This window comes from Streptomyces sp. CA-135486 (assembly GCF_050936555.1).
Lineage (GTDB): Bacteria > Actinomycetota > Actinomycetes > Streptomycetales > Streptomycetaceae > Streptomyces.
Genome location: NZ_JBNJMM010000002.1, coordinates 1007429 through 1030223 on the forward strand (window position 1 = coordinate 1007429; position 22795 = coordinate 1030223).

Here is a 22795-nt window from a genome sequence, read left to right on the forward strand (position 1 = left end):
TTAAACGAGTGTCATCAAAGAATGACGTGAAAGTCCGCCGATCGCCGAGAAGAGTCGCCCCTGGCTCATGAGAGCTCATGAGAAGGGGTGGCAGATGAGATACGTGGACTGCGCGGCCGCCGAGCGGCGGCTGCTGGTGGCGCTGCGCGACTGCGGGCGGCAGCCGCGGATCGCCGCTGCCGCTCGCGCGCTCTCCGTCACCGGCGAGCACGGCGCGCTCTGGCTCGCCGCCGGACTCGCGGGCGCGGCGGCCGACCGCGAGCGGCGAGGGGCCTGGCTGCGGGCCACCGCCCTGGTCGGCGCGGCACATCTGGCCAGCATCGGCGTCAAGGCGGCGGTACGCCGCCCCCGCCCCCGACTCCCCTTCGGCGAGCCTCTCGTCCGTACCGCGGGCCGCCACTCCTTCCCCAGCTCACATGCCACATCGGCGGCCGCTGCCGCCGTGGCCTTCGGCGCGCTGCGCCCGGCCGGACGCCGGCTGGCGCCGCCGCTGGCCGCCGCGATGTGCGTGTCCCGGCTCGTCGTCGGCGTCCACTATCCGACGGACATCGCGGCGGGCGCCGCGCTCGGCGGTCTGGCGGTCCGGCTCGGCGCCCGCTGGATGACGGGTCCCCGCCGGTGCTCCGCGCCTGAAGGCGGGCCTGGGGGGCCGCCGAGGCCGGCTTTCCGGGGGCGGCATGACTGAGCGCGGCAGCGCGCTGCTGAAGCGGTCCGAACGGCCCCGGCGGCCCTCACGGCCCGCGCCGCGCCGGGCCGTCGGCCTGCCCTTCGGCCTGCTCAGAACCGCGCGCCCGCGCCAGTGGATCAAAAACGTCCTGGTCGTCGCCGCTCCCGCTGCCGCCGGAGACCTGGGCTCCAGGCACACCGCCGGTCAACTGGCCCTCGTCTTCGTCCTGTTCACCGCGGCAGCCGCGGCGGTCTACCTCGTCAACGACGCCCGCGACCGCGAAGCCGACCGTGCCCACCCCGTCAAATGCAGACGTCCCGTCGCCGCCGGGGACGTGCCCGTGCCCGTCGCGTACACGGTGGGCGCCCTGCTCGCAGCCGCCGCGATCACCTCAGCAGCGGCCCTGTGCAACGCCATGACGGGCGCCCTGCTCACCGCCTATCTGTCGATGCAACTCGCGTACTGCCTCTGGCTCAAGCACGTCCTTGTCGTCGATCTGGCCGTCGTGACCACCGGATTCCTGATGCGCGCGATGACCGGCGGGGTCGCGCTCGCCATCCCGCTGTCCCGCTGGTTCCTCATCACCACCGGCTTCGGCGCGCTGTTCGTCGTGGCGGCCAAGCGGTACTCGGAAGCCGTGCAGATGGAGGGCAGCAAGGGCGCGACCCGGGCGCTGCTCAATGAGTACACGACCGGTTATCTGCGCTTCGTCTGGCAGCTCGCGGCCGGTGTCGCCGTGCTCGCGTACTGCTTGTGGGCTCTGGAGAGCGGCGGAGTGGCCGCCCAGGCGCTGCTGCCCTGGCGGCAGCTGTCGATGATCCCGTTCATCCTGGCGGTGCTGCGCTACGCCGTCTTCGCGGACCGCGGCACGGCCGGCGCGCCCGAGGACGTGGTGCTGCACGACCGGGCGCTCGCCGTCGTCGGACTGGTCTGGGCCGCGATGTACGGACTGGCGGTCGCCGACCTGTGAAGCCCGTCGAGTCCGAGCTGGGCTCTTTCGCGCTGGTCGGAGGTTGTGCGTACGCCGCCGACCTGGCCGTTTTCGTATGGCTGCGCGGCCCGCTCGGCTGGGAGCCGCTGACCGCGAAGGCCCTCTCCTTCCTCGCCGGGTGCACGGTCGCGTACCTCGGCAACGCCTTGGGGACCTACCGGCGCAGAAGGATGGGCCTTCGGGAGTGCGCCGTCTTCTTCGCCGTCAATCTCGCGGGTGCGCTCGTGCAACTGCTCTGCCTCCTCGTCTCGCACCACGGCTTCGGACTCACCTCGGGGCGCGCCGACACCGTTTCCGGGCTCGGCGTCGGCATGCTCCTCGCGACCTGCCTGCGATTCTGGGGCACCCGGACACTGGTATTCGGCGCGGAGGGTACGCGTACGACATGGACTGGCTGACCAAACTCCCCGTCATCGGACCGCTGGTCGCACGGCTGATGCAGACGCATGCCTGGCGCTCGTACGAGACGCTCGACCGGGTGCACTGGACGCGGCTCGCCGCCGCGATCACCTTCATCAGCTTTCTCGCGCTCTTCCCGCTGATCACGGTGGCCGCGGCGATCGGCGCCACGCTGCTCGACGAGGAGCAGCTGTCCAAGCTCGAGGACAGGATCGCCGAGCAGGTGCCGGGCATCTCCGACCAGCTCGACGTCAACTCCCTGGTCGCCAACGCCGGCACGATCGGAGTTGTCGCGGGCGCGCTGCTGCTCTTCACCGGCATCGGCTGGGTCGGTTCGATCAGGGACTGCCTGCGTGCGGTCTGGGAGCTGGACGACGAGGACGAGGGCAATCCCGTCCTGCGCAAGCTCAAGGACGGGGGCGTACTGCTCGGGCTCGGCGCGGTCGCGCTCACCTCGATCGCGGCATCGACGCTCGCCTCCACCGCCGTCGGCTGGAGTGCCGACCGGCTCGGCATCGACAAGGGCGGAGCCGGTGGCGTACTGCTGCAGGCCGTGGCCATCGCGATCGCCGTCGTCGCCGACTTCCTGGTGCTGCTGTATCTGCTGACGCTGCTGCCGGGCGTGCACCCGCCGCGCCGCCGCCTGATGGTGGCCGCGCTGATGGGAGCGGTCGGCTTCGAGCTGCTCAAACTGCTGCTCAGCGGCTATATCCAGGGTGTCGCCTCGAAGAGTATGTACGGCGCGTTCGGCGTCCCGGTCGCCCTGCTGCTGTGGATCAACTTCAGCGCGAAGCTGCTGCTGTTCTGCGCCGCGTGGACGGCGACGCAGAGCAAGCAGACGGCGGACGGGACGTCCCCGGAACGGCTAGGACCTAGCGACGGCGCAGCGGCCAGCGCCGGTTGACCAGGAAGACCCCGGCCGCCAGCACCACCAGCACCCCGGCGATGATGCCGAGCGCGGTACCGATGCCGCCGGAGCTGTGCTGGGCGGCAGCGGTCTTGGCCGGAGCGCCCTTGCCCGCGGGCTGTGCGCCGCCCGACTCGGGGAGGGTGGCGGACTTCGGCGGGACCAGCTCACCGACCGGCTTGACCTTGCCGGCCGCCGCGAAGCCCCAGTCGAGCAGCCGGCCCGCCTCCTGGTAGACGGCCTGGCTCTCGCCCGAGTCCGGGTTCATGACGGTGACGAGCAGCACCTTGCCGTTCCGCTCGGCGACACCGGTGAAGGTCGCGCCCGCGTGCGTGGTGTTGCCGTTCTTGACGCCGGCGATGCCCTTGTACGGAGAGACGCCGCTGTCGCCGGTCAGCAGCCGGTTGGTGTTCTGGATCTCGAAGTAGTCGCGCTTGCTGCCGGGCACCTTCTCGCCGGGGAACATGGCGCGGGGCGTCGAGCAGTACTCGCGGAAATCCTTCTTCTGCATACCGCTGCGGGCGATGAGGGTCAGGTCGTACGCGGAGGAGACCTGGCCGTCGGCGTCATAGCCGTCGGGCGAGACGACATGCGTGTCGAGCGCCTGCAGCTCGTCGGCGTGCGCCTGCATGTCCTCGACGGTCTTGGCGACGCCGCCGTTCATCGAGGCCAGCACATGCACGGCGTCGTTGCCGGAGCGGAGGAAGACGCCGAGCCACAGATCGTGGACGGAGTAGGTGTGGTCCTCCTTGACCCCGACCAGGCTGCTGCCCTCGCCGACATCCGCGAGCTCGTCGTTGGTGACCATGTGGATCTCGTCCTTGGGCAGCCGGGGGAGCACGGTGTCCGCGAACAGCATCTTGAGGGTGGAGGCGGGGGGCAGCCGCCAGTGGGCGTTGTGCGAGGCGAGCACATCGCCGCTCTCCGCGTCCGCGACGATCCAGGACCGGCCGCTCAGTTCGGCGGGCAGTACGGGCGCACCGGGTCCGAGGCTGACCTGGGTGCCGGCCTTGCCGAGCTGGGCGCCGCCGACGCTGGACATGGAGCCCGGGGGGTTGGGTTGCTGCTTCCTTCCCGGCTTGTCGTCATGGGTGTCCGCGGTCGCGGGTGCGACGGTGAGTGCGGGCAACAACACGGCGGCGGCGACCGTCAGCGCGGTCTTCTTCGAAGCAGACACGGACGAGAACGTACATCGCCTTGCAGAAAATATGCTTATCAGCTCGGTGACTCGCCGGGGGCGACCCCGGGACAGCCCACCCCGGAGGACCCGGACGGAGGACGGTGGCGATACTGATTCCATGAAGCTCAGCCGCTCTGCCTCCTGGTTCCTGCTCGCGTTCGGGGTGTGGAGCTGGTTCATCTGGATCACTTTCGTCAAGAACCTGTGGAAGGACGGCAGCGGGCTCGCCTTCGACGACTCGGGCGACCCGACCGGGTACTTCTGGGTCCATCTTCTGCTCGCCATCGCGTCCTTTGTCTTGGGGACGGTCGTCGGGGTGATCGGGTTGCGCGGCGTGCGCGCATTGGCCGCATCGCGCGCCAAGGACTAAGGGTTAGGGGAGCGGTTCGTGCTGGTGGTCGTCCTGCTTGTGGTGGTAGCGGTTGTCGCCCTGCTGGCGGGGGCGCACTGGTACACGTGGCGGCGCCTGGTCCGCGACACGACCGCGCCTGGCGGGGTGGCCCGGCGTGCGGGCACGGTGGCGGCGTGGGTGCTGCCGCTGCTGTCCGTGGGGGCGCTGGTGTCGGGGCGGGCCGGGGCACCGTTCTGGGTGCAGCGGGTGGTGGCCTGGCCGGGGTATCTGTGGCTGGCCGTGCTGCTGTATCTGGTGCTGGGGTTGGTGGTGGGGGAGGTTGTACGGCCGGTACTGCGGGGGGTGCTGGGGCGTCGGGGCCAGGCGAGCGGCCCCCAGACGTCCGCCGTGGGCTTCGCCGCGGCGGATGAGACCGACCGGCCCGTGGCCGCCGTCGGCGCAGCCGCGCAGGCCACGGACGACACGGCCACCGCGGTAGCGACGGCGCCGGAGACCGCCCCGGCCCCGGATGCCGGAGCGGTCCGTACCGACGTGGGAAGCGCGGAGGTCCGCACCGAGGAGGTCGCGGGTGCGCGGCCCGGGGTCTCGCGGCGGATGTTTGTGAGCCGGATCGTCGGGGGCGGCGCCGCCGCCGTCGCCCTCGGGACCGTTGGGTACGGAACGTACGGCGTCCTCCGCGGGCCCAGCGTCAAGCGGGTCACCGTTCCTCTCGCCAGGCTTCCCCGTGCCACCCACGGGTTCCGGATCGCCGTCGTCAGTGACATCCACCTCGGGCCCGTCCTCGGCCGCGCCCACACCCAGCGGATCGTCGACACCATCAACGCCACATCGCCCGATCTGGTCGCTGTCGTCGGTGATCTCGTCGACGGGAGCGTTGCCGATCTCGGGCCCGCCGCCGAGCCGCTCGCCCAGTTGGAGGCACGCCACGGGGCCTTCTTCGTGACGGGGAATCACGAGTACTTCTCCGGGGCCGAGGCGTGGGTCGAGCATGTCCGCGAGCTCGGGCTGCACCCCCTGCGGAACGAGCGCGTCGAGATCGGCGGCTTCGACCTCGCCGGGGTCAACGACGTCGCCGGCGAGAGCGAGGGCGACGGGCCCGACTTCGCCAAGGCGCTCGGCGACCGGGACCGCAGCCGCGCGTCCGTGCTGCTCGCGCATCAGCCCGTCGTCATCCATGACGCCGTCGAGCACGGCGTCGACCTGCAGCTGTCCGGCCACACCCACGGCGGTCAGCTCTGGCCCGGCAACCACCTCGCCGCTCTCGCCAATCCGACCGTCGCCGGCCTTGAACGCTACGGCGACACCCAGCTGTATGTGACCCGCGGCGCAGGTGCCTGGGGCCCGCCCGTGCGCGTCGGGGCGCCCTCGGACATCACCGTCGTACAGCTCGCATCCCGCAAGGCGTAACGGCGCGCACCCCCACCGCGCACCCTCACCGCGCGCTCGCTACGCCGTCGGCGCGGGGGCGGCCGCCGGGAGCGCGACCGACACCGCCAGGCCCTCGCCCGGCGCGGTCCGCACCGTCACCTCGCCGCCGTGCGAGGCGACCACCGCCTGCACGATCGCCATGCCGAGACCGCTGCCCGCGGGCCCGCTCCCTTCCCCGCCCGCCCGGAAGAAGCGGTCGAAGATACGGTCGGCGTCCACGCCGGCCATGCCCGGCCCCTCGTCCGCCACCCGCAGCCGCACCGAACCCGGCCCCCGCCCGTCGCCGTTCTGACGCGCCAGCTCCACCCGCACCGGGACATCCGCCGGGGTGTGCGCGCGGACGTTGGCCAGCAGATTGCCCACGACCTGCCGCAGCCCCGACTCGTCGCCCTGCACGAGCAACGCTCCGTCCGCCCGGACCGTGAGCGGCCGCTGTGGCTGCTGGGCCCGCAGATCGTCCGCCGCGTCCCGCACCAGATGGCCCAAGTCAACCGCGCAAAGCCGCAGTTGCGGCTGCTGGTCGAGACGGGCCAGGGTCAGCAGCTCCTCGACGAGCCGGCCCATCCGGTCGGCCTCGGCGTTCATCCGGGCCAGCGCCCTGGTCCGTTCCACCGGCTCGCGCAGCATCCCCTTGTCGTACAGCTGCAGATAGCCGCGGATCGCGGACAACGGCGTACGCAGTTCGTGCGAGGCGTCCGCGACGAACCGCCGCAGCTGGGCGGCGCTGTGCTCGCGCGTCTCGAAGGCCGACTCGACCTGGTGGAGCATGGAGTTGAGGGCGACCCGCAGCTGTTCGATCTCGGTGACCGGATCACGTCCGGCGGGCACCCGGCGGGTCAGATCGCCCTCCGCTATGGCGGACGCCGTCTCCACCATGTCCTCCAGCGGCCGCAGCCGGTGCTTGGTACCGAGCATGGTGAGCAGGGCGAGCAGCGCGAGCAGCAGGCTGCCGAAGGCGAGATCGAGCTTCAGGGCCTTCGCCATTCCGTTGTGCACGGCTCCGGTCTCGGTGGCCAGCAGCACGAACGTGCCGTCGCCGAGACGGGCGCCGACCACGCGATAGGGCTCGCCGTCGACGTTCACGTCCCGCGCCTCGGCGGAGTCGGCGAGCGCGCCGGGATCGTCGACCGCTGCCGCGAGGTCCCGCTGCCGGTCGGTGGGCACGATTCTGGCGAAGGCGATCGGCCGGTGCCCGGCGTCGAGGGCGACAAGGATCGTCGGCGAGCGCGGCAGCCGGCTCGCCTCCTTGTCGTCCGGTGCGAACTGGTCCCGCAGCGCCCCGATCGCGCTCAGCGAGTCGATCTCCCGCTGCGTGAATCCGGTGCGCGCCAGGGCATGTGCGCTTCCCATCAGCTCGCTGTCCACCCGGTCGAGCAGATAGTGCCGCATGCCCATCAGACTGACGGCGGTGGCGGCGACGATGCCGAGGGCCAGCAGCGCCACATTCACCACGGTGAGCTTGGCGCGCAGGGAGTGGATTGAGCGGTGGTGCTGCCGGTGCCAGGCGCGGGCGCCGGCCGCCGCCCGTATCCAGCGCCTCATGCGAGTCCGTATCCGACGCCCCTGCGCGTGGTGATCAGCGGCGGGCCCAGGGGATCGAGCTTGCGGCGCAGATAGCTGATGTACGTCTCGACGACGGTCGACTCCGCCTGGTGCTCGTACTGCCAGACATGGCGCAGCAGCTGCTCCTTGGTGACGATGCGCCCGGCATTGCGTACCAGGAAACGCAGCAGCGCGTACTCGGTGGGGGTGAGCTGCACCGAGCCGCCCTCGCGCCGCGCCGCATACGTCGCGTCGTCCAGCTCAAGGTCCCCGTACCGCAGCGGAGGCCGCACCGGCAGCACATCCGCCGGTCTGGTGCGCCGCAGCACCGCCCTGATGCGGGCCACGACCTCGTCGACGTTGAAGGGCTTGGTGATGTAGTCGTCGCCGAAGCCGAGTGCGCCCACGATCTCGGCGGGGGCGTCGCGCGCGGTGAGGAAGACGAGGGCCGTCTCGGGGCGGGCGGCGCGCAGTTCACGTCCGAGCGCGCGCCCGTCGCCGTCCGGAAGCATCACATCGAGGAGCGCCACATCGGGGCGCGTCTGCCCGGCCACCTGCCGGGCCTGCCGCACGCTTCCCGCCGTGATCACCTCGAAGCGGTGATAGCGCAGTGCGATGGCGAGAACGTCGGCGATGCTCGGCTCGTCCTCGACGACCAGCACGGTCGCTCCCTCATGGTCCATGTCCTCAGTATCGGCATGTTCCCCGCGACGGGGGCCGGTCGCTGTCTTGGAGTTCCTTGAGAGTCATGGCCGCACCACGCCACGGACGCCGCCGGCGGCCGATTCTGGAGACCGGCCCGGGGGAGACGGATCGACGAAGGGGCAGGAATCGTGGCGGCATTGGCACGGTGGTGCTATCGGCATCGGCTGGTGGTCCTGGTGCTGTGGGTGGGGGCGCTGTTCGGCCTGGGGGCCGCGGGCAGTTCGGCAGGCACCAACTACTCCAACAGCTTCAGCCTTCCGGACACGGACTCCACGCATGCGTACGACTTGATGGTGAAGGCCTTCCCGCAGAGCTCCGGCGACACCGACACCGTGGTGTGGCGGGTCCGGGAAGGGTCGGTGCGCGATGTGTCCGTACAGGCGCGCATCGAGCCCGCGCTCAAGGAGATCGCGGGCATGAAGGGAGTCGGCGAGGTCGCGAGCCCTTACACCGCCGCGGGCGCCGCGCAGATCAGCAGGGACGGGCGGATCGCCTACGCCCAGATCACGTTCGCCGAACAGGCCAACGGCGTGCCGAAGGGCCTGATCGAGGACGTCGTCGACACCGCGCAGGACGCCGAACGCGCGGGACTGCAGGTCGAGCTCGGCGGACAGGCGATCGCCCGCATCCAGGAGCCGCCGACCGGCACGGCCGAAATGGTCGGCCTCGCGGCCGCGGCGGTCGTTCTCTTCCTGGCCTTCGGCTCGCTCTTCGCGATGGTGCTGCCGCTGGTTGTGGCCGTCTTCGGCGTGGGCACCGGCATGCTGTCGACGACGCTGCTCAGCCATGCCACGGATGTGCCCGAAGTGGCCCCGCTGCTCGGTTCGTTGATCGGACTCGGCGTCGGCATCGACTACGCGCTGTTCATCGTCACACGCCACCGGAAGGGCATTCTGCGGGGCATGGCCCCCGAGGACTCGGCGGTCACCGCGCTGAACACATCAGGGCGCGCGGTGCTGTTCGCGGGCGGCACAGTGTGCATCGCGCTCGCCGGCATGCTGGTGATGAACATGCGGTTCCTCGACGGCGTGGTGATCGCCACCTCGCTCACTGTCGTACTGAGCGTGCTCGCCGCGATCACCCTGCTGCCCGCGCTCCTCGGCGTCCTGGGTCCGCGGGTGCTGAGCCGGCGGCAGCGGCGCAGGCTCGCAGCCGTCGGCCCGGAGCCCGAGGAGTCCAGTGGCGCCGCCGCCCGCTGGTCCGCGACCGTGCAGAAGCGGCCCAAATCGATCGCGCTGCTCGCCGTCGTGGTGATGGCTGCGCTCGCGATCCCCGTACTGTCCCTGCGGCTCGGCGCCACCGACCAGGGCAACCACAAGAAGGACACCACGACCCGGCAGGCGTACGACCTGCTCGCCGAGGGCTTCGGGCCCGGCTTCAACGGGCCGTTGCAGCTGGTCGCGAAGGACGCCGAACCGGCCGCCGTCCGGACGCTGGTGGGCACGGTACGCGGCACGGAGGGCGTCGCCCAGGTCGTCGCGCTGCCCTCGCCGCCGGGCTCCGGCGTCACGGTGATCCAGGTCGTGCCGACGACCTCACCGCAGTCGAGGGAGACGGACCGGCTGATCGACACCCTGCGCGACAAGGTCATCCCCCAGTCGGGCGAGGAGATCCATGTCGGCGGAGTCACCGCGATCTTCAAGGACTTCGCGGCGGTGACCGGCGACCGGCTGCCGTACTTCGTCGGCACGATCATCGCGCTGGGCTTCCTGCTGCTGCTGGTCGCGTTCCGCTCGCTGGTCGTACCGCTGACCGCCGCGCTGATGAACCTGATTGCGGCCGCGGCCTCCTTCGGTGTACTGGTCGCGATCTTCCAGTGGGGCTGGGGAGCGGAGGCGCTGGGCCTCGGCAAGGAGGGGCCGATCACCGCGTTCCTGCCGGTCATCATGCTGTCCCTGCTCTTCGGCCTCTCGATGGACTACCAGGTGTTCCTGGTGAGCCGGATGCACGAGGAATGGGTGCACACCCAGGACAACGCGCGCGCCGTCCGGGTCGGCCTCGCCGAGACCAGCCGGGTCATCAACTGCGCAGCCCTGATCATGATCTGTGTGTTCAGCGCCTTTGTGCTGAGCGGCGACATGGAGGGCGCGATGGCGGGCATCGGGCTCGCGGCGGCGGTGGCGCTGGACGCGTTCATCCTGCGTACGGCGCTGGTGCCGGCGGCGATGCATCTGCTGGGGCGGTCCAACTGGTGGCTGCCGGCCGGTCTTGAGAAGCGGCTGCCGCATCTGGCGGTGGAGCCGCGGGAGGACGCACCGGCGCTCGCGGGCGCCGTGCCGGGACCGGGTGCGGAGCCGGTGGCCGGGGACGGCATCGACGGGGATCCGCTGGTCCACGATGTGGCGCTGTCGAAGGAGGGCGTGCATCAGCCGTAGCGAGGCGCGGCCCTCGGCTGCTGACCGGTCCCGCTCGGCGGGGCCGGTCAGGGCCTTGTGCGGAGCCTCAGGCCGTTTTGCGGGAGTCCGGGGCAGGTGAGGCCTTCTTGCGGGAGACGGCGGTCTCCGCCATCCCGGGCAGGAAGTCCGTGAACAGCTCGTGCACTTCGTGTACCAGCGGGCGCAGCACCCGGAACCGGGAGAGCGCGACGCCGCGCGTGGTGAGGCGGGCGCCGCGTTCGGCCAGCCGTCTGCTGCGCTCGCGGCCCTCCGAGCGGTCGAAGACCCAGTACAGGACGAGTCCCATCTGGGAGAGCCACATCAACTCGGGCAGTACGTCTGCGAGTTCGTCGGCGACCTTGGCCTTGGAGCCGGCCAGTACCTCCCGGTGGACGGAGAGGGCCGCCTCGCGGGCGTGTTCCGACTCGGGGGAGAACGGGCTGAGCGGGCTCTGCGGGTCGGCCGCGTTCTTGAAGAACTGGGCCGCGAACTCGTGGTACGGCTCGGCGATCTCCAGCCAGGACGTCAGCACCCCGGCCAGCCGGGTCTCCAGATCGGTCTCCCGGTCGAGGATGGGCCGGACCGCCGCCTGGTGGTCGGCGCCGATCCGGTCGTAGAAGCCCTGGACGAGGTGTTCCTTGGACTCGAAGTAGTAGTACGCGTTACCCACGGAGACCCCGGCCTCCTTGGCGATGGCCCGCATGGTCGTCTTGTCGTAACCGCGCTCCTGAAAGAGCCGGAGCGCGGTCTCCAGGATGAGCGTGCGGGTCTGCTCGCTCTTGGGAGCCTTCGCGTCTGTCGGGGCCTTCGCGTCTGTCACGGTGTCCGAGCCTAACCGGGAAGGGAGCACCGGTTGTCGCAGGGCGGCGCGGTGACCTCCCGGTACTTGGCCGCGGCCAGCGCCGTCACCCGGGCGAAGGGCTCGCCGGCCGGAGTGGCCAGCCAGTGGGCCTTCGGCCGGTGTTCGGCCAGCGCCCACAGGCAGACGATCCAGGCGGAGGTTCCGCGGTAGATCTGGCCGGCGTCGCCGATCACCGTGATCTCGGTGAGCGTCCCCGTGTGGTCGAGGCCGGGGAAGCGGCGCCGGGCCTCGTCCGACGCCGCCGGGACCAGGTCGAGCGGCACGAGCTGGCGCTGCCGCAGCAGCCAGTGCCGCAGATGGACACAGAGCGGGCACTGCGCGTCGTACAGCACGGTCAGCCGTTTCACCGGGGTGCGCACGGTCGTGATGCCCATGGCCGGTCAGGCTCCGGTCGCGGGCGCTGCCCACGGGCCCTGACCTGCCTGGCCCGTCCAGCCCTGCGGCGGCACGGGCGGCACCTGCTGGCGCTCCATCACTCCACGACGGCGGATTTTGTTGAGGACGTACACATTGGCGAGGTGCATCACGCCGAGTACGAGCAGTACGACGCCGACCTTCACCGACAGCGCCTCGAAGAGCCCGCGGGCGTCGGCGACGGCGTCGGCCGACTTCAGGTAGAGCGCGACGAAGCCCAGGTTCACCAGGTAGAAGCCGACCACCAGAAGGTGGTTCACGGCGTCGGCGAGCTTTTCGTTCCCCTGTAGTACGTCGGCGAGAAAGATCCGTCCGTTGCGGCTGAGCGTGCGGGCCACCCAGATGGTGAGCGCCACGCTGATCAGCAGGTAGACGACGTAGGCGACAACAGTGAGGTCCATGCCCCACCCTCCCTTGAACGCGTTCAAAAGCTGTTGTCATGGACTGTAGACCTACTTTTGAACATGTTCAAGCGAGGGCCGGTGTCTCCCCGTCAACCACCCGGTCATCCCCTGCGGCACGGCTGATTGTCAGTGGGGGGTTCTACTGTTCTCGGCATGGGAAGTCGCACGGAGCAGGCGCGCCTGGAGCGCATCGAGGAGCTCGCCACGGCGTACTCGTTTCACGCCCACCACGAGCTGATCACCCTGGCCGAGGGCGAGCTGGACGCCGGGCGCACTCTGCCCGGGGCCTTTGTCGCCGTGCTCCGCCGTTCCAGGCTGAACAGTTACGAGGCCGAGCCCGAGCTCTCCCGCGTACTGGACCGGGTCGACGAACCCGTCCTCAACCCCGGGGAGGCGTGGGTCGACCGGGCCCTCGCGGACGCCGCCCGGTTCGGGGACGCCGGACGACGGCTGCTGAGGCATCTGCGGAAGGCCACCTCCGCCAAGCCGACCGGCGCCTGGGAGAAGACCGCCCGCGCCCTGGTCGACGAGATCGGGACGGCGGCCGTACGGGTCGCCGTGCTGGACTGGCTCCAACTCGTCGGGCAGGCACGGACGATACAGCTGCACATCAATCCGGGCTGGGTCGACTACAACAGCATGGACGACCCCTTCAACGCCGACGCCCTGCGTGGGGTCGCCTGGCTTACGGCCCTGCTGCCGGCCCGGCAGGACACCGCGCGCGCCCTCGGGGCGCTGGTAGAGGGCTCCCTGCGCAAGGTCAGCGGCAGCGGCCCGCGCAATCCGAAGGTCGCCAACGCGGGGGTGACCGGGCTCGCGCGCGCGGAAGGCGACGCGGCCCTCGCCGAGCTGGCACGGCTGTCCACCCGCGTCACCTACAAGGGCACCCTCAAGCAGGTGGTCGCGGCACTCGACGCCCGTGCGCAGGCGCTGGGGCTGAGCCGCGAGGAAGTCGAGGAGCTCGGCATCGCGGAGTACGGGCTGAGCGGCGTCGGGAACGGCGAGCGGCGACTGGGCGACGTCACGGCCCTGTTGGAGGTGCGGGGCAGCAAGGCCGTGCTGGTCTGGCGCAATGCGGCGGGCAAGACGGTCAAGGCGGTACCCGCGGCGGTGAAGCGCGACTTCCCCGAGGAGCTGGGGGAACTCAAGGCCGCCGCCAAGGACATCGACAAGATGCTCACCGCCCAGTCCGAGCGGCTGGACCGGCAGTTCCTGGCCCGCCGCAGCTGGGCGTACCAGGACTGGCGCGCGCGCTTTCCCGATCATCCGCTGGTCGGCACTCTCGCCCGCCGGCTGATCTGGACGATCGCGGGCACATCGGTCGCCTTCGACGGCGCCGAGCTGCGCACACTCGGCGGCGACCGGGTGGACGCCACGCCCACCGCCGTCGTCGAGCTCTGGCATCCCGTCCTGCGGCCCGCCGGCGAAGTCGCCGCCTGGCAGCAGTGGTTGGAGACCAGGCAGATCATTCAGCCGTTCAAGCAGGCCCACCGCGAGGTCTATCCGCTCACCGACGCCGAGCGGCGCACCCGTACCTACTCCAACCGTTTCGCCGGGCATGTCCTGCGCCAGCACCAGTTCAACTCCCTTGCGGCCATACGCGGCTGGACCGCCCGGCTCCGGCTCGGCGTCGACGCCTCGTACCCGCCTGCCGTGCGGGAGCTGCCGCAGTGGGGGCTGCGCGCGGAGTTCTGGATCGAGGGCATCGGCGGCAGCAAGGACGACGACCTCACCGACGCCGGTGCGTACACCCGGATTTCGACCGACCAGGTGCGCTTCTATCCGATCGACGCCCCCGGCAACCAGGCGCACGCGAGTGGCGGCGCGTACCGCCAGGGCGGCCGATGGCGGCGCGGGACCCGCGTCGCCCCACTGCCGCTCTCCGGGATACCCGAGCTGGTGCTCTCCGAAGTCCTGCGGGACGTCGACCTGTTCGTGGGTGTGGCCTCCGTCGACAACGACCCCACTCGGCAGGACGGCTCATGATCGACCCGCAGGAGCGCTGCCTGTGCGCCGATGACTACATGCTGCTCAGCGAGCGGGCATAGTTGATCTGGCCCATCACCATCTGGAACGTCTCCGGACGCTGGGCCGGGATCATCGTCGAGTGGTGCTTCCCGCCGCTCGTCACCGTGACCTGGATGAAGCCGGTCGTGGTCTTCTCCTTCATCAGAAGGAAGAGCAGACCCAGCAGACAGGCGAAGAAGAAGATGATCGCGAGCACGATGGCGACCGCCGGGATCTTCTCCTCGGTGCGCGACATGTCGGTGGCGTTCCACACCGCGCCCCGCAGCGGCAGCGTGCCCGCGGGTGTCACGATCGAGTCGCCCACGACCGTGATGTCACCGATCGAGACCAGTGGCTGGCCGCCCATCGGGGCAGGCGCGCCGTCGATGGGGACGGGCACACCTGCGGGCTGCGTCTGGGCGTACGTCGGGGGCTGGTTGGGATAGCCGTACCCCGGGGCGGGGTTGGGGTATCCGTAGGCCGGGGTACCGGGCGGCTGTGTCGGCCCCCACTTGTACTCGGGCTCTCCGTCCGCCGCGTACGGATTCGGCTCGGTCATGTGTCCCCGTCCCCCATCAAGTTGAAAGCCCGCTTCCGTACGGGTCAGCGTACAGAAGCGGGCCTTCGCGGAGGCGGGAGGTTCCTCAGAAGCGACGCGTGATCAGCGCGCGCTTCACTTCCTGGATCGCCTTGGTGACCTCGATGCCACGCGGGCAGGCGTCCGTGCAGTTGAACGTGGTGCGGCAACGCCACACGCCGTCCTTGTCGTTGAGGATCTCCAGGCGCTGCTCCCCGGCCTCGTCACGCGAGTCGAAGATGAAGCGGTGCGCGTTGACGATCGCCGCCGGGCCGAAGTACTGGCCGTCGTTCCAGAACACCGGGCACGAGGACGTGCACGCGGCGCACAGGATGCACTTGGTGGTGTCGTCGAAGCGCTCGCGGTCCTCCGCGGACTGCAGCCGCTCGCGGGTCGGCTCGTTGCCGGACGTGATCAGGAAGGGCATCACGTCCCGGTACGCCTGGAAGAACGGCTCCATGTCCACGACCAGGTCCTTGAGGACCGTCAGGCCCTTTATGGCCTCGACCGTGATCGGCTTCTCCGGGTTGATGTCCTTGATCAGCGTCTTGCAGGCGAGCCTGTTCTTGCCGTTGATCCGCATCGCGTCGGAGCCGCAGATGCCGTGCGCGCAGGAGCGCCGGAAGGTGAGCGAGCCGTCGACGTCCCACTTGATCTTGTGGAGACCGTCGAGCACACGCTCCTTCGGGTCGATCTCGATCTGGAAGTCCTGCCACTGGGCCTCGTCGGAGACCTCGGGGTTGAAGCGGCGGATCCGGAAGGTGACCGTGATGTACGGCGAGGCGGCGGCTTCCGCCTCCACCTTGTCCATGGTCGGGGTAGCCATCAGTACTTACGCTCCATCGGCTGGTAGCGGGTCTGGACGACCGGCTTGTAGTCGAGACGAATGGACTCGATGCCGTCGTCGCCCACCTCGCGGTACGCCATGGTGTGGCGCATGAAGTTGACGTCGTCGCGGTTCGGGAAGTCCTCACGGTAGTGACCGCCGCGGGACTCCTTGCGGGCCAGCGCAGAGACGGCCATGACCTCGGCCAGGTCGAGCAGGTTGCCCAGCTCGATGGCTTCGAGCAGGTCCGTATTGAAACGCTTGCCCTTGTCCTGGATGGACACGTTCTTGTAGCGGTCCCGCAGCTCGCCGATCTTCTCGACCGCGGTCTTGATCGTCTGCTCGGTGCGGAACACCATGACGTTCGCGTCCATGGTCTCCTGCAGCTCGCGGCGGATGTCCGCCACCCGCTCCTTGCCCGTGGAGCTGCGCAGCCGCTCGACCTGCGCCTCGACCAGCGAGGCCGGGTTCTCGGGCAGCTCCACGTACTCGGACTTCGCGGAGTACTCGGCGGCGGCGATACCCGCCCGCTTGCCGAAGACATTGATGTCCAGCAGCGAGTTGGTGCCCAGGCGGTTGGCGCCGTGCACCGAGACGCAGGCGACCTCACCGGCGGCGTACAGGCCCGGGACGACGGTGGTGTTGTCCGCCAGGACCTCACCCTCGACGTTCGTGGGGATGCCGCCCATGGCGTAGTGCGCGGTCGGCTGGATCGGGATCGGGTCCGTGTAGGGCTCGATGCCGAGGTACGTACGCGCGAACTCGGTGATGTCCGGGAGCTTGGCGTCCAGTTGCTCCGGCGGCAGGTGGGTCAGGTCCAGGTAGACGTGATCGCCCTCGGGACCGCAGCCGCGGCCCTCGCGGATCTCCGTGTAGATGGAGCGCGAGACGACGTCACGCGAGGCGAGGTCCTTCATGACGGGCGCGTACTTCTCCATGAAGCGCTCGCCGTCCTTGTTGCGAAGGATGCCGCCCTCGCCGCGGGCGCCCTCGGTGAGGAGGATGCCCATGCGCCAGATGCCCGTCGGGTGGAACTGGAAGAACTCCATGTCCTCCAGCGGCAGGCCGCGCCGGTAGCAGGCGGCCTGGCCGTCACCGGTGAGCGTGTGCGCGTTGGAGGTCACCTTGAAGAACTTGCCGGTGCCGCCCGAGGCGTAGATCACGGCCTTCGCCTGGAAGATGTGGATCTCGCCGGTGGCCAGCTCGAACGCGACCACGCCCGCCGACTTCTTGACGCCGTCGACCTCGGTGATCAGCTGGTCCAGGACGTAGAACTCGTTGAAGAACTCCACGCCCTCCTTGACGCAGTTCTGGTACAGCGTCTGGAGGATCATGTGGCCGGTGCGGTCCGCGGCGTAGCAGGACCGGCGGACCGGGGCCTCGCCGTGGTTGCGCGAGTGGCCGCCGAAGCGGCGCTGGTCGATGGTGCCGTTCGGGGTGCGGTTGAACGGCAGGCCCATCTTCTCGAGGTCCAGGACCGCGTCGATGGCCTCCTTCGCCAGGATCTCGGCGGCGTCCTGGTCGACCAGGTAGTCACCGCCCTTGACCGTGTCGAAGGTGTGCCACTCCCAGTTGTCCTCCTCCACGTTGGCGAGCGCGGCGGCCATGCCGCCCTGCGCGGCGCCCGTGTGGGAGCGGGTCGGGTAGAGCTTGGTCAGCACGGCGGTACGGCTGCGCTTGGTCGACTCGATGGCCGCGCGCATACCGGCGCCGCCGGCGCCGACGATGACGGTGTCGTACTTATGGATCTTCATTGGTCGTCAGCCCCGGCTTTAGCGGATGTTCGGGTCGAAGGTGAAGATCACCAGCGTGCCCAGAAGGATGGTGAACACCGTGGCGGTGTACAGCAGGCCCTTGAGCCACAGGCGCGTGTTGGCACGCTCCGCGTAGTCATTGATGACGGTACGCAGGCCATTGGCGCCGTGCAGCATGGCAAGCCACAGCATCAGCAGATCCCAGACCTGCCAGAACGGGGAGGCCCAGCGGCCGGCCACAAAGGCGAAGCCGATCTTGGAGACGCCGCCGTCGAGCACCAGCTGGATCAGCAGGTGGCCGATGACGAGGACGACCAGGACGATGCCGGACAGACGCATGAAGAGCCATGCGGCCATCTCGAAGTTGCCGCGGGTCGCCTTCGGGGTCTTCCCGGTGCGCTTGCGCGGGGCCTCGATGAACGGGGCCGGGTTGTCTGTGTCGAATCGGGGGAAAGGCTCGGCGCCCTCGACGGGCCCGACGGCGGAGGTCTTGGCGACTGTGTCGTTCGAAGACATGGTGTGGCTCAGCTCCCGAACAGTTCACGTACGGCGTGGCCGAGCACCGGGTACAGGGCGCCCACCATCAGCACGAACCAGATGGCCAGCACGGTCCAGAACATCTGCTTCTGGTAGCGCGGGCCCTTGGACCAGAAGTCCACGGCGATGACACGCAGGCCGTTGAGCGCGTGGAAGAGAATCGCGGCCACCAGGCCGTATTCGAGCAGCGCGACGATCGGCGTCTTGTACGTGGCAACGACATCGTCATAGGCCTCGGGCGAGACGCGGACGAGAGCGGTGTCCAGCACGTGTACGAACAGGAAGAAGAAGATGAGGACGCCGGTGACTCGATGAGCCACCCAGGACCACATTCCTTCCCGGCCGCGGTACAGCGTTCCAGCCGGCACGGAAGAACCCTCCGGGAGCGGGGATTGGGGCCATGCCGGCTTCTCTGTCGGTCTGGCCCGGCCGGGTACGGTCCACCGGCCCTGGCCATCGTAGCGACGACTTGTCGGTTCGCCCGCCCGGGGTCCTCAGGTGTGATCAAACAGGCAATCAAACAGCCTCGGACGGGCTATCGGGAGGCTGCGGCGACGTCTGATTCCGGATGGTTGGCCACTGCATGTACCAATCGGGTGCGGGCGAGGCCGCGCAGCTCCTCGGCGGAGACGGCCCGCTCCTCGTCCCTCTCGTGGCCGAGCCTGGCGCGGATACCGGTCAGTACCCGGTCGAGATACTCCTCCGGGCGGTACCCGTCGAGGCAGATCACGAAGGCGTGGCCGAAGCGGCTCTCGTACGCGGCGTGGGCGGCGGCCAGCGCGGTGTGCGCGGCCGCGGGTGCGCCCGGGTGCACACCGGCGGAGGACTCGTCGGAGAGGGCCTCGGCGAGGTCGGCGGGGGAGAGGTCGTAGCTGGCCTCGTCGGCGGCGGCGAGGAGTGCGTCGAGGTCGGGATAGGGGCGGTGGGCGACCAGGCGCTGGGCCCAGCGGTGGCTGCCGCAGCAGGCGAGGAGCGCGGCTTCGGCGGCTTCGGCAGCGGCGGTGTTGAAGCGGTCGAGACCGGGAGTGCCGTGGCGCTGTGCGGGCAGCGGGGAGGGCAGAGCCGAAGGGGCGAGGGCGCGTGAAGTGTGGTGGAGTGTCGGCGGTCGCATCGGGAGGCCGGCGTGGGATTCGCTGGACAGCGTGGGCTCCTCGAAAAGGACAGCGGGACGGCTGTACCGCAAGGGACGGGGCACCGCGGTCGTGGTGAACCTGGGCCGGAGGCGTGGGTGGCTGATGTGCGTGGTGGGCCGCCGGGGCGGGACGGGGCGCTGCGGTCGTGGTGAACCTGCGCCAGGGGCGTGGGTGGCCGATGTGCGTGCTGGGTCTGCCGGTGCGCTGAGGCGCAACGCTATCCATGCGCGCGCCGAGCTGTCCGACGGATGCGCGATTTTCACCCGGACGGGAGAGTTTCGACTCATGTGGTGGACGATGTACGGGAGTGCTTCGCCGTAGTTGCGACACATATGGGAGGTATCCGAGTGATACGGCACTCAGGACGTGCCCGGTTCGCCGGAGCAGTCCTGGCCGCGACCGCGGCCTTCTCGATGACCCTGACCAGCTGCTCGAGCGGCGAACCCGCGAAGGCCAGGGGTGCCGAGGCGAAGACCCCCGCCGCGGTGAGCCCGTCTCCCAGACCGTCCAGGACGTACGCCCTCTCGGTGGCGCCCGCCACCATCCCTTCGGTGCGTACGCACGAGCCCGCCCGCGGTCCGGGCTGGCGTCCCGGCCCCGGTGCCGGGGTCGTCGTCGCCCGGGGCAGCGAGGCGCTCGCGGACGAGGCGCGGCTGATCGCCGGCGAGCTGAAGCTCGGCTACCGGGGCGCGGTGGCCGCCCGCGCGGGCGATGTCGAGCTGGCGCTGGATGCCGGGGGGAAGGGCGGGCCCGAGTCGTACACCGTGAACGCAAGCGGCGGCCGGGTCCGGATCACCGGGCCCGCCGAGGCCGGGGTCTTCTATGGGACGCGGACGCTCAAGCAGGCGGTGAAATCGGGCGGGGTGATGCCGGAGGGTGTCGTACGAGACGGTCCCGACCGGCCGCAGCGCGGGCTGATGGTCGACATCGCGCGCAAGCACTTCACCGCGGCCTGGATCGAGGCGCGGCTGCGCGAGATGGCCGACCTCAAGCTCAACCAGCTGGGTCTGCACTTCTCCGACGACCAGGGCTTCCGCATCGCGTCCGACTCGCATCCCGAGGTGGTCTCACGCGAGCACCTGACCAAGGGCGAGGTGCGCAGAATCCTTTCGCTTGCCGCGCGCCTGCACATCACGGTCATCCCCGAGATCGACTCCCCGGGCCATCTGGGCGCGGTGCTCGCCGCGCATCCGCAGCTGCGGCTGAGGGATGCGGCGGGCAGGCCGGTGCCCGGGGCGATCGACATCGGGCAGGGCGAGTCCGCGCGGATCGTGGACGAGCTGCTGCGGGAGTACGCGGAGCTGTTCGGCGGCGCGTACTGGCATCTGGGCGGCGACGAGTACCAGGCGCTGGTCCGGAAGAACCCGGAGGCGTCCTTCCCGCAGCTGGCGGCCCTGGCCCGGCAGAAGTACGGACCGCAGGGGCGGGTCCAGGACCTGGCGACGGCCTGGGTGAACGACCGCGCGGCGGTGCTGCGTCCCCTGGGGCGCAAGCTCAAGGCATGGAACGACGGATTCTTCCGGGGCGGTGTGGTCAGAGCGGACAAGGACCTCGAGGTCGAGTACTGGACCGGCAAGGAGATCGGCGCGCGCCCGCCGCAGGAGTATCTGCGCGAGGGCCGGCGGCTGGTCAATGTCAATGACGAGTATCTGTACTACGTGCTCGGGCAGCCGCAGACCTTCGTATATCCGACGGGGCGCCGGATATACGAGCAGTGGACGCCCTTCGTGATCCGTGGCACCCAGGCGGTGTCGCGCACGTACTCGGACCAGATACTGGGCGGCCGGTTCGCGGTCTGGTGCGACCTCGCCAACTCGCAGACCCAGGAGCAGGTGGCGCGCGGCATCGCCATGCCACTGGCTGCGACGTCGCAGAAACTCTGGGACCCGCGCACTCCGGAGCGCAGCTGGCAGTCCTTCGAGGCGCTGGCCCGCAAGCTGGGCCTCGCGGGCTGAACGGGCCTCGCGGGCCGCACGGGCTGAGCATGCCCAGCGCGCTGAGTGGGGTCGCCGAGTGGGCCGGCGCAGGAGGGTGCGGTGCGAGCTCGCCCGGGGGTGTGCGGGCTCACACCGCGGGAATCCAGGCCGAGGCGCTCCCAACCGGGCGCTCTGCAGGCCGAGTTCCGTGGCGAAGAATGTAACAGAGCCGTGGCGTATATGTGTACGAGTTGCGCATGATGAATGCTCGGCGTCGGCTTGGCAGGACTGTGGCGGCAGGGGCACCGAAGGGAGTACTTTGCGCCATGCGGTCCGCGGCCTGTGCCGAGGGGTTCTCCTTCCGATTGCCGGAACGAACTGGGGATTCCCGGCCCGGAGGAGTGACGCATTTGAGCCACGGGGCGCAGTAAGAGAAGTACTGCGTCCGTGATGGGAGTCGTCCGGTGGCGTCGAAGAGCCTGAGGGAACTGATCGCACAGGCGGATGAGCGAGGCCTGGCCGCGAGCGGGCTCGCCTGCCTGGATCGTTGTCTGCCGCTGCTCGCGTCGGAGGCCGACGCGCTGCGTCCGCTGTGGTCGGGCCTCGTGGACGGCGAGGAGGACTGGTCGGGGCGGCTCGCCGAGGCCAGAGCGGCCATGGAGAGCGAGGCCGTCGATGACGAGGCCGCCACGCTCGTACGGCAGATGCTCGGCGCCGCGCCCTCCGAGTGGGCAGCGGACCCGCTGCGGGAGTGGGCGGACGACTGCTCCGTCGCCGCGCTCGAACTCCACCACCGCTTCGACGCGGGCCCCGGGGCCGGCGAGCCGGCCGCGGCCGATGTCGTCCAGGTGCTCGCGCGCTGCCGCGAGGGCGAGCCGGACGGCGCGGGGCCGCTCGTGGCCGGCGAACTGCGCCGCCAGATCCAGATTCTGGAGATCCTCGCGGAGGCCCGGGACGGCGTCGGACTGCGCCAGGCGCTGGATGTCTCGATCGAGGGCCAGCGCGTGCTGCGCGCGGTGGTCTCCCGCCGGGCCCGCGTCAAGCGCTGACCCGGGCGGCTGGGGCGGCCGCGGACGGCTGCCCCCGGGGCGGCTAGGGGCGCGAGCGCGCCCGGCTCCGGTTCCGTACGCCCTGTCCCGTGCCCGCCGGGGGTACCGCACAGACTGAGACGAGCGGGCGTCAGTGCCCGCCGCGCTCGCCGGCCGGCAGCTCGCCGGTGCAGGTTGCTCGCCCGTAGTTGCCGGACGCGGTGGCACGTTGCACGTGCTTGCCGCGGATGGCGAGCGTGCAACTGGCCTGGCCGCCCTTCCCGTCGAGGACGAGGGCGACGGTCGGTGCCTTGCCGAGCGGTACCTGGACGGTCTTCCTCCAGGGCAGCGTGACGCCCTTCTCCACGGTTGCCTCGCCGGACTCGCTGCGCGCGAGGTACGAGAGCTCGGCCGTGCCGCTTCCGGTCACCTCATAGGTCACCTCGGCCGTCGGGAGGGCGCGGGGCTTCGGCTTCTCGGGAGTGTTGAGGAAGCCGTAGCCGATGAGTCCGCCGCAGGCGAGCAGCGCGACTGCCGCGATGACCAGGCCACGCCGGTCCGGGCGGCCCTTCTCGGCGGTCTCCGTCTCCGCGACGTCGATCAGATCCGAGGCTTCGGTCGCTTCAGCTGATTCTACGGACTCAAGGGACTCGGTGGACTCGGCGGATTCCGTGGATGGCATAAGGGACCGGCTTTCGGCGAATTGACTCTGTGCGGAACCGGGCGTTTATACACGACGCGATCCGCCTGGCGCGAGCGAGCGGATGAAACGGGCGAATCGATGCTCTTTT

At 70.2% G+C, this 22795-nt stretch carries 23 protein-coding genes; 10 read left to right on the forward strand and 13 right to left on the reverse strand.

What is annotated here, in order from left to right; translation table 11 throughout:
• Positions 1-94: 94 nt before the first annotated feature.
• Genes ACQEVG_RS23910 through ACQEVG_RS23925 form a run of 4 tightly spaced genes read left to right on the forward strand, consistent with a single transcriptional unit; the run spans position 95 to position 2961 of the window.
• Entirely contained in the window at positions 95-685 is a 591-nt protein-coding gene (locus tag ACQEVG_RS23910; protein ID WP_432987249.1) for a phosphatase PAP2 family protein, read from the forward strand.
• Positions 678-1637: a decaprenyl-phosphate phosphoribosyltransferase gene (locus ACQEVG_RS23915; protein ID WP_432987251.1), complete on the forward strand. Its 960-nt coding sequence runs from the start codon at positions 678-680 to the stop codon at positions 1635-1637. The genes ACQEVG_RS23910 and ACQEVG_RS23915 overlap by 8 nt, the downstream gene beginning before the upstream one ends.
• Entirely contained in the window at positions 1634-2056 is a 423-nt protein-coding gene (locus ACQEVG_RS23920) for a GtrA family protein (RefSeq protein WP_432987253.1), read from the forward strand. Before ACQEVG_RS23915 ends, ACQEVG_RS23920 begins: the two co-directional genes overlap by 4 nt.
• Entirely contained in the window at positions 2044-2961 is a 918-nt protein-coding gene (locus ACQEVG_RS23925; RefSeq protein WP_432987255.1) for a YihY/virulence factor BrkB family protein, read from the forward strand. Before ACQEVG_RS23920 ends, ACQEVG_RS23925 begins: the two co-directional genes overlap by 13 nt.
• Here the strand turns inward: ACQEVG_RS23925 and ACQEVG_RS23930 are convergent.
• A complete protein-coding gene (locus ACQEVG_RS23930) occupies positions 2930-4141 on the reverse strand; it encodes a D-alanyl-D-alanine carboxypeptidase family protein (protein WP_432987257.1) in 1212 nt (403 codons plus the stop codon). The two genes, ACQEVG_RS23925 and ACQEVG_RS23930, sit on opposite strands and share 32 nt — an antisense overlap.
• 121 nt (positions 4142-4262) lie before the next feature.
• Here ACQEVG_RS23930 and ACQEVG_RS23935 point away from each other — a divergent pair, with 121 nt between their 5' ends.
• On the forward strand, positions 4263-4514 hold the full coding sequence (locus ACQEVG_RS23935) for an SCO4848 family membrane protein (protein WP_432987259.1): 252 nt from the start codon (positions 4263-4265) through the stop codon (positions 4512-4514).
• Positions 4515-4532: 18 nt separating this feature from the next.
• Positions 4533-5903, forward strand: coding sequence for a metallophosphoesterase (locus ACQEVG_RS23940; RefSeq protein WP_432987261.1), 1371 nt, complete (start codon positions 4533-4535; stop codon positions 5901-5903).
• A gap of 39 nt (positions 5904-5942) precedes the next feature.
• Here the strand turns inward: ACQEVG_RS23940 and ACQEVG_RS23945 are convergent, their stop codons facing one another.
• Together ACQEVG_RS23945 and ACQEVG_RS23950 are read right to left on the reverse strand one after the other, a co-directional pair.
• The gene (locus tag ACQEVG_RS23945; protein ID WP_432987263.1) at positions 5943-7466 is read right to left on the reverse strand and encodes an ATP-binding protein; all 1524 of its coding nucleotides are present in this window, start codon (positions 7464-7466) and stop codon (positions 5943-5945) included.
• Positions 7463-8149 (reverse strand): response regulator transcription factor, encoded by a 687-nt coding sequence (locus ACQEVG_RS23950; RefSeq protein ID WP_432987265.1) that lies wholly within the window; start codon positions 8147-8149, stop codon positions 7463-7465. Before ACQEVG_RS23950 ends, ACQEVG_RS23945 begins: the two co-directional genes overlap by 4 nt.
• Positions 8150-8308: 159 nt before the next feature.
• On the opposite strand from ACQEVG_RS23950, the gene ACQEVG_RS23955 reads away from it, so the two are divergent.
• Positions 8309-10546, forward strand: a complete 2238-nt coding sequence (locus ACQEVG_RS23955; RefSeq protein WP_432992838.1) for an MMPL family transporter — start codon at positions 8309-8311, stop codon at positions 10544-10546.
• Positions 10547-10613: 67 nt separating this feature from the next.
• Here the strand turns inward: ACQEVG_RS23955 and ACQEVG_RS23960 are convergent, their stop codons facing one another.
• From ACQEVG_RS23960 to ACQEVG_RS23970, 3 genes are read right to left on the reverse strand one after another with little or no spacing between them, the layout of a single operon-like run.
• Entirely contained in the window at positions 10614-11366 is a 753-nt protein-coding gene (locus ACQEVG_RS23960) for a TetR family transcriptional regulator (RefSeq protein ID WP_432987267.1), read from the reverse strand.
• Between the two features lie 11 nt (positions 11367-11377).
• The gene (locus ACQEVG_RS23965; protein ID WP_432987269.1) at positions 11378-11782 is read right to left on the reverse strand and encodes a thiol-disulfide oxidoreductase DCC family protein; all 405 of its coding nucleotides are present in this window, start codon (positions 11780-11782) and stop codon (positions 11378-11380) included.
• Positions 11783-11788: 6 nt separating this feature from the next.
• On the reverse strand, positions 11789-12223 hold the full coding sequence (locus ACQEVG_RS23970; protein ID WP_432987271.1) for a hypothetical protein: 435 nt from the start codon (positions 12221-12223) through the stop codon (positions 11789-11791).
• A 156-nt stretch (positions 12224-12379) separates the two neighbouring features.
• Here ACQEVG_RS23970 and ACQEVG_RS23975 point away from each other — a divergent pair, with 156 nt between their 5' ends.
• Complete coding sequence (locus tag ACQEVG_RS23975) at positions 12380-14212, forward strand: DUF4132 domain-containing protein (protein WP_432987273.1); 1833 nt, start codon at positions 12380-12382, stop codon at positions 14210-14212.
• 34 nt (positions 14213-14246) lie between these two features.
• Here ACQEVG_RS23975 and ACQEVG_RS23980 read toward each other — a convergent pair whose 3' ends face one another.
• The 6 genes from ACQEVG_RS23980 to ACQEVG_RS24005 all read right to left on the reverse strand — a co-directional run bounded on the left by ACQEVG_RS23980 (position 14247) and on the right by ACQEVG_RS24005 (position 19038).
• Complete coding sequence (locus ACQEVG_RS23980; RefSeq protein WP_432987275.1) at positions 14247-14792, reverse strand: hypothetical protein; 546 nt, start codon at positions 14790-14792, stop codon at positions 14247-14249.
• An 85-nt stretch (positions 14793-14877) separates the two neighbouring features.
• A complete protein-coding gene (locus tag ACQEVG_RS23985; RefSeq protein ID WP_432987277.1) occupies positions 14878-15636 on the reverse strand; it encodes a succinate dehydrogenase iron-sulfur subunit in 759 nt (252 codons plus the stop codon).
• Entirely contained in the window at positions 15636-17390 is a 1755-nt protein-coding gene (sdhA, locus tag ACQEVG_RS23990; RefSeq protein WP_432987279.1) for a succinate dehydrogenase flavoprotein subunit, read from the reverse strand. Before sdhA ends, ACQEVG_RS23985 begins: the two co-directional genes overlap by 1 nt.
• A gap of 18 nt (positions 17391-17408) precedes the next feature.
• Entirely contained in the window at positions 17409-17906 is a 498-nt protein-coding gene (locus ACQEVG_RS23995) for a succinate dehydrogenase hydrophobic membrane anchor subunit (RefSeq protein ID WP_432987281.1), read from the reverse strand.
• A gap of 8 nt (positions 17907-17914) precedes the next feature.
• Positions 17915-18295, reverse strand: coding sequence for a succinate dehydrogenase, cytochrome b556 subunit (gene sdhC / locus ACQEVG_RS24000; protein ID WP_404725712.1), 381 nt, complete (start codon positions 18293-18295; stop codon positions 17915-17917).
• A 167-nt stretch (positions 18296-18462) separates the two neighbouring features.
• Positions 18463-19038: a 2-oxo-4-hydroxy-4-carboxy-5-ureidoimidazoline decarboxylase gene (locus ACQEVG_RS24005; RefSeq protein ID WP_432987284.1), complete on the reverse strand. Its 576-nt coding sequence runs from the start codon at positions 19036-19038 to the stop codon at positions 18463-18465.
• 435 nt (positions 19039-19473) lie between these two features.
• Between ACQEVG_RS24005 and ACQEVG_RS24010 the strand changes: the two genes are divergently transcribed.
• On the forward strand, positions 19474-21015 hold the full coding sequence (locus ACQEVG_RS24010; RefSeq protein ID WP_432992841.1) for a beta-N-acetylhexosaminidase: 1542 nt from the start codon (positions 19474-19476) through the stop codon (positions 21013-21015).
• A 425-nt stretch (positions 21016-21440) separates the two neighbouring features.
• Entirely contained in the window at positions 21441-22025 is a 585-nt protein-coding gene (locus tag ACQEVG_RS24015; protein WP_432987286.1) for a hypothetical protein, read from the forward strand.
• Positions 22026-22155: 130 nt separating this feature from the next.
• Here ACQEVG_RS24015 and ACQEVG_RS24020 read toward each other — a convergent pair whose 3' ends face one another.
• Entirely contained in the window at positions 22156-22686 is a 531-nt protein-coding gene (locus tag ACQEVG_RS24020) for a hypothetical protein (protein ID WP_432987288.1), read from the reverse strand.
• Positions 22687-22795: the final 109 nt, after the last annotated feature.

Bases quoted from the DNA above. Each gene is read 5' to 3' on its own strand.
- sdhA (WP_432987279.1), bottom strand. From the start codon at position 17,390: ATGAAGATCCATAAGTACGACACCGTCATCGTCGGCGCCGGCGGCGCC.
- ACQEVG_RS23915 (WP_432987251.1), top strand. From the start codon at position 678: ATGACTGAGCGCGGCAGCGCGCTGCTGAAGCGGTCCGAACGGCCCCGG.
- ACQEVG_RS23925 (WP_432987255.1), top strand. From the start codon at position 2,044: ATGGACTGGCTGACCAAACTCCCCGTCATCGGACCGCTGGTCGCACGG.
- ACQEVG_RS23980 (WP_432987275.1), bottom strand. From the start codon at position 14,792: ATGACCGAGCCGAATCCGTACGCGGCGGACGGAGAGCCCGAGTACAAG.
- ACQEVG_RS23975 (WP_432987273.1), top strand. From the start codon at position 12,380: ATGGGAAGTCGCACGGAGCAGGCGCGCCTGGAGCGCATCGAGGAGCTC.
- ACQEVG_RS24005 (WP_432987284.1), bottom strand. From the start codon at position 19,038: ATGCGACCGCCGACACTCCACCACACTTCACGCGCCCTCGCCCCTTCG.
- ACQEVG_RS23970 (WP_432987271.1), bottom strand. From the start codon at position 12,223: ATGGACCTCACTGTTGTCGCCTACGTCGTCTACCTGCTGATCAGCGTG.
- ACQEVG_RS23965 (WP_432987269.1), bottom strand. From the start codon at position 11,782: ATGGGCATCACGACCGTGCGCACCCCGGTGAAACGGCTGACCGTGCTG.
- ACQEVG_RS23985 (WP_432987277.1), bottom strand. From the start codon at position 15,636: ATGGCTACCCCGACCATGGACAAGGTGGAGGCGGAAGCCGCCGCCTCG.
- ACQEVG_RS23950 (WP_432987265.1), bottom strand. From the start codon at position 8,149: ATGGACCATGAGGGAGCGACCGTGCTGGTCGTCGAGGACGAGCCGAGC.
- ACQEVG_RS23945 (WP_432987263.1), bottom strand. From the start codon at position 7,466: ATGAGGCGCTGGATACGGGCGGCGGCCGGCGCCCGCGCCTGGCACCGG.
- ACQEVG_RS23995 (WP_432987281.1), bottom strand. From the start codon at position 17,906: ATGTCTTCGAACGACACAGTCGCCAAGACCTCCGCCGTCGGGCCCGTC.
- ACQEVG_RS23910 (WP_432987249.1), top strand. From the start codon at position 95: ATGAGATACGTGGACTGCGCGGCCGCCGAGCGGCGGCTGCTGGTGGCG.
- ACQEVG_RS24010 (WP_432992841.1), top strand. From the start codon at position 19,474: ATGACCCTGACCAGCTGCTCGAGCGGCGAACCCGCGAAGGCCAGGGGT.
- ACQEVG_RS23935 (WP_432987259.1), top strand. From the start codon at position 4,263: ATGAAGCTCAGCCGCTCTGCCTCCTGGTTCCTGCTCGCGTTCGGGGTG.
- ACQEVG_RS24020 (WP_432987288.1), bottom strand. From the start codon at position 22,686: ATGCCATCCACGGAATCCGCCGAGTCCACCGAGTCCCTTGAGTCCGTA.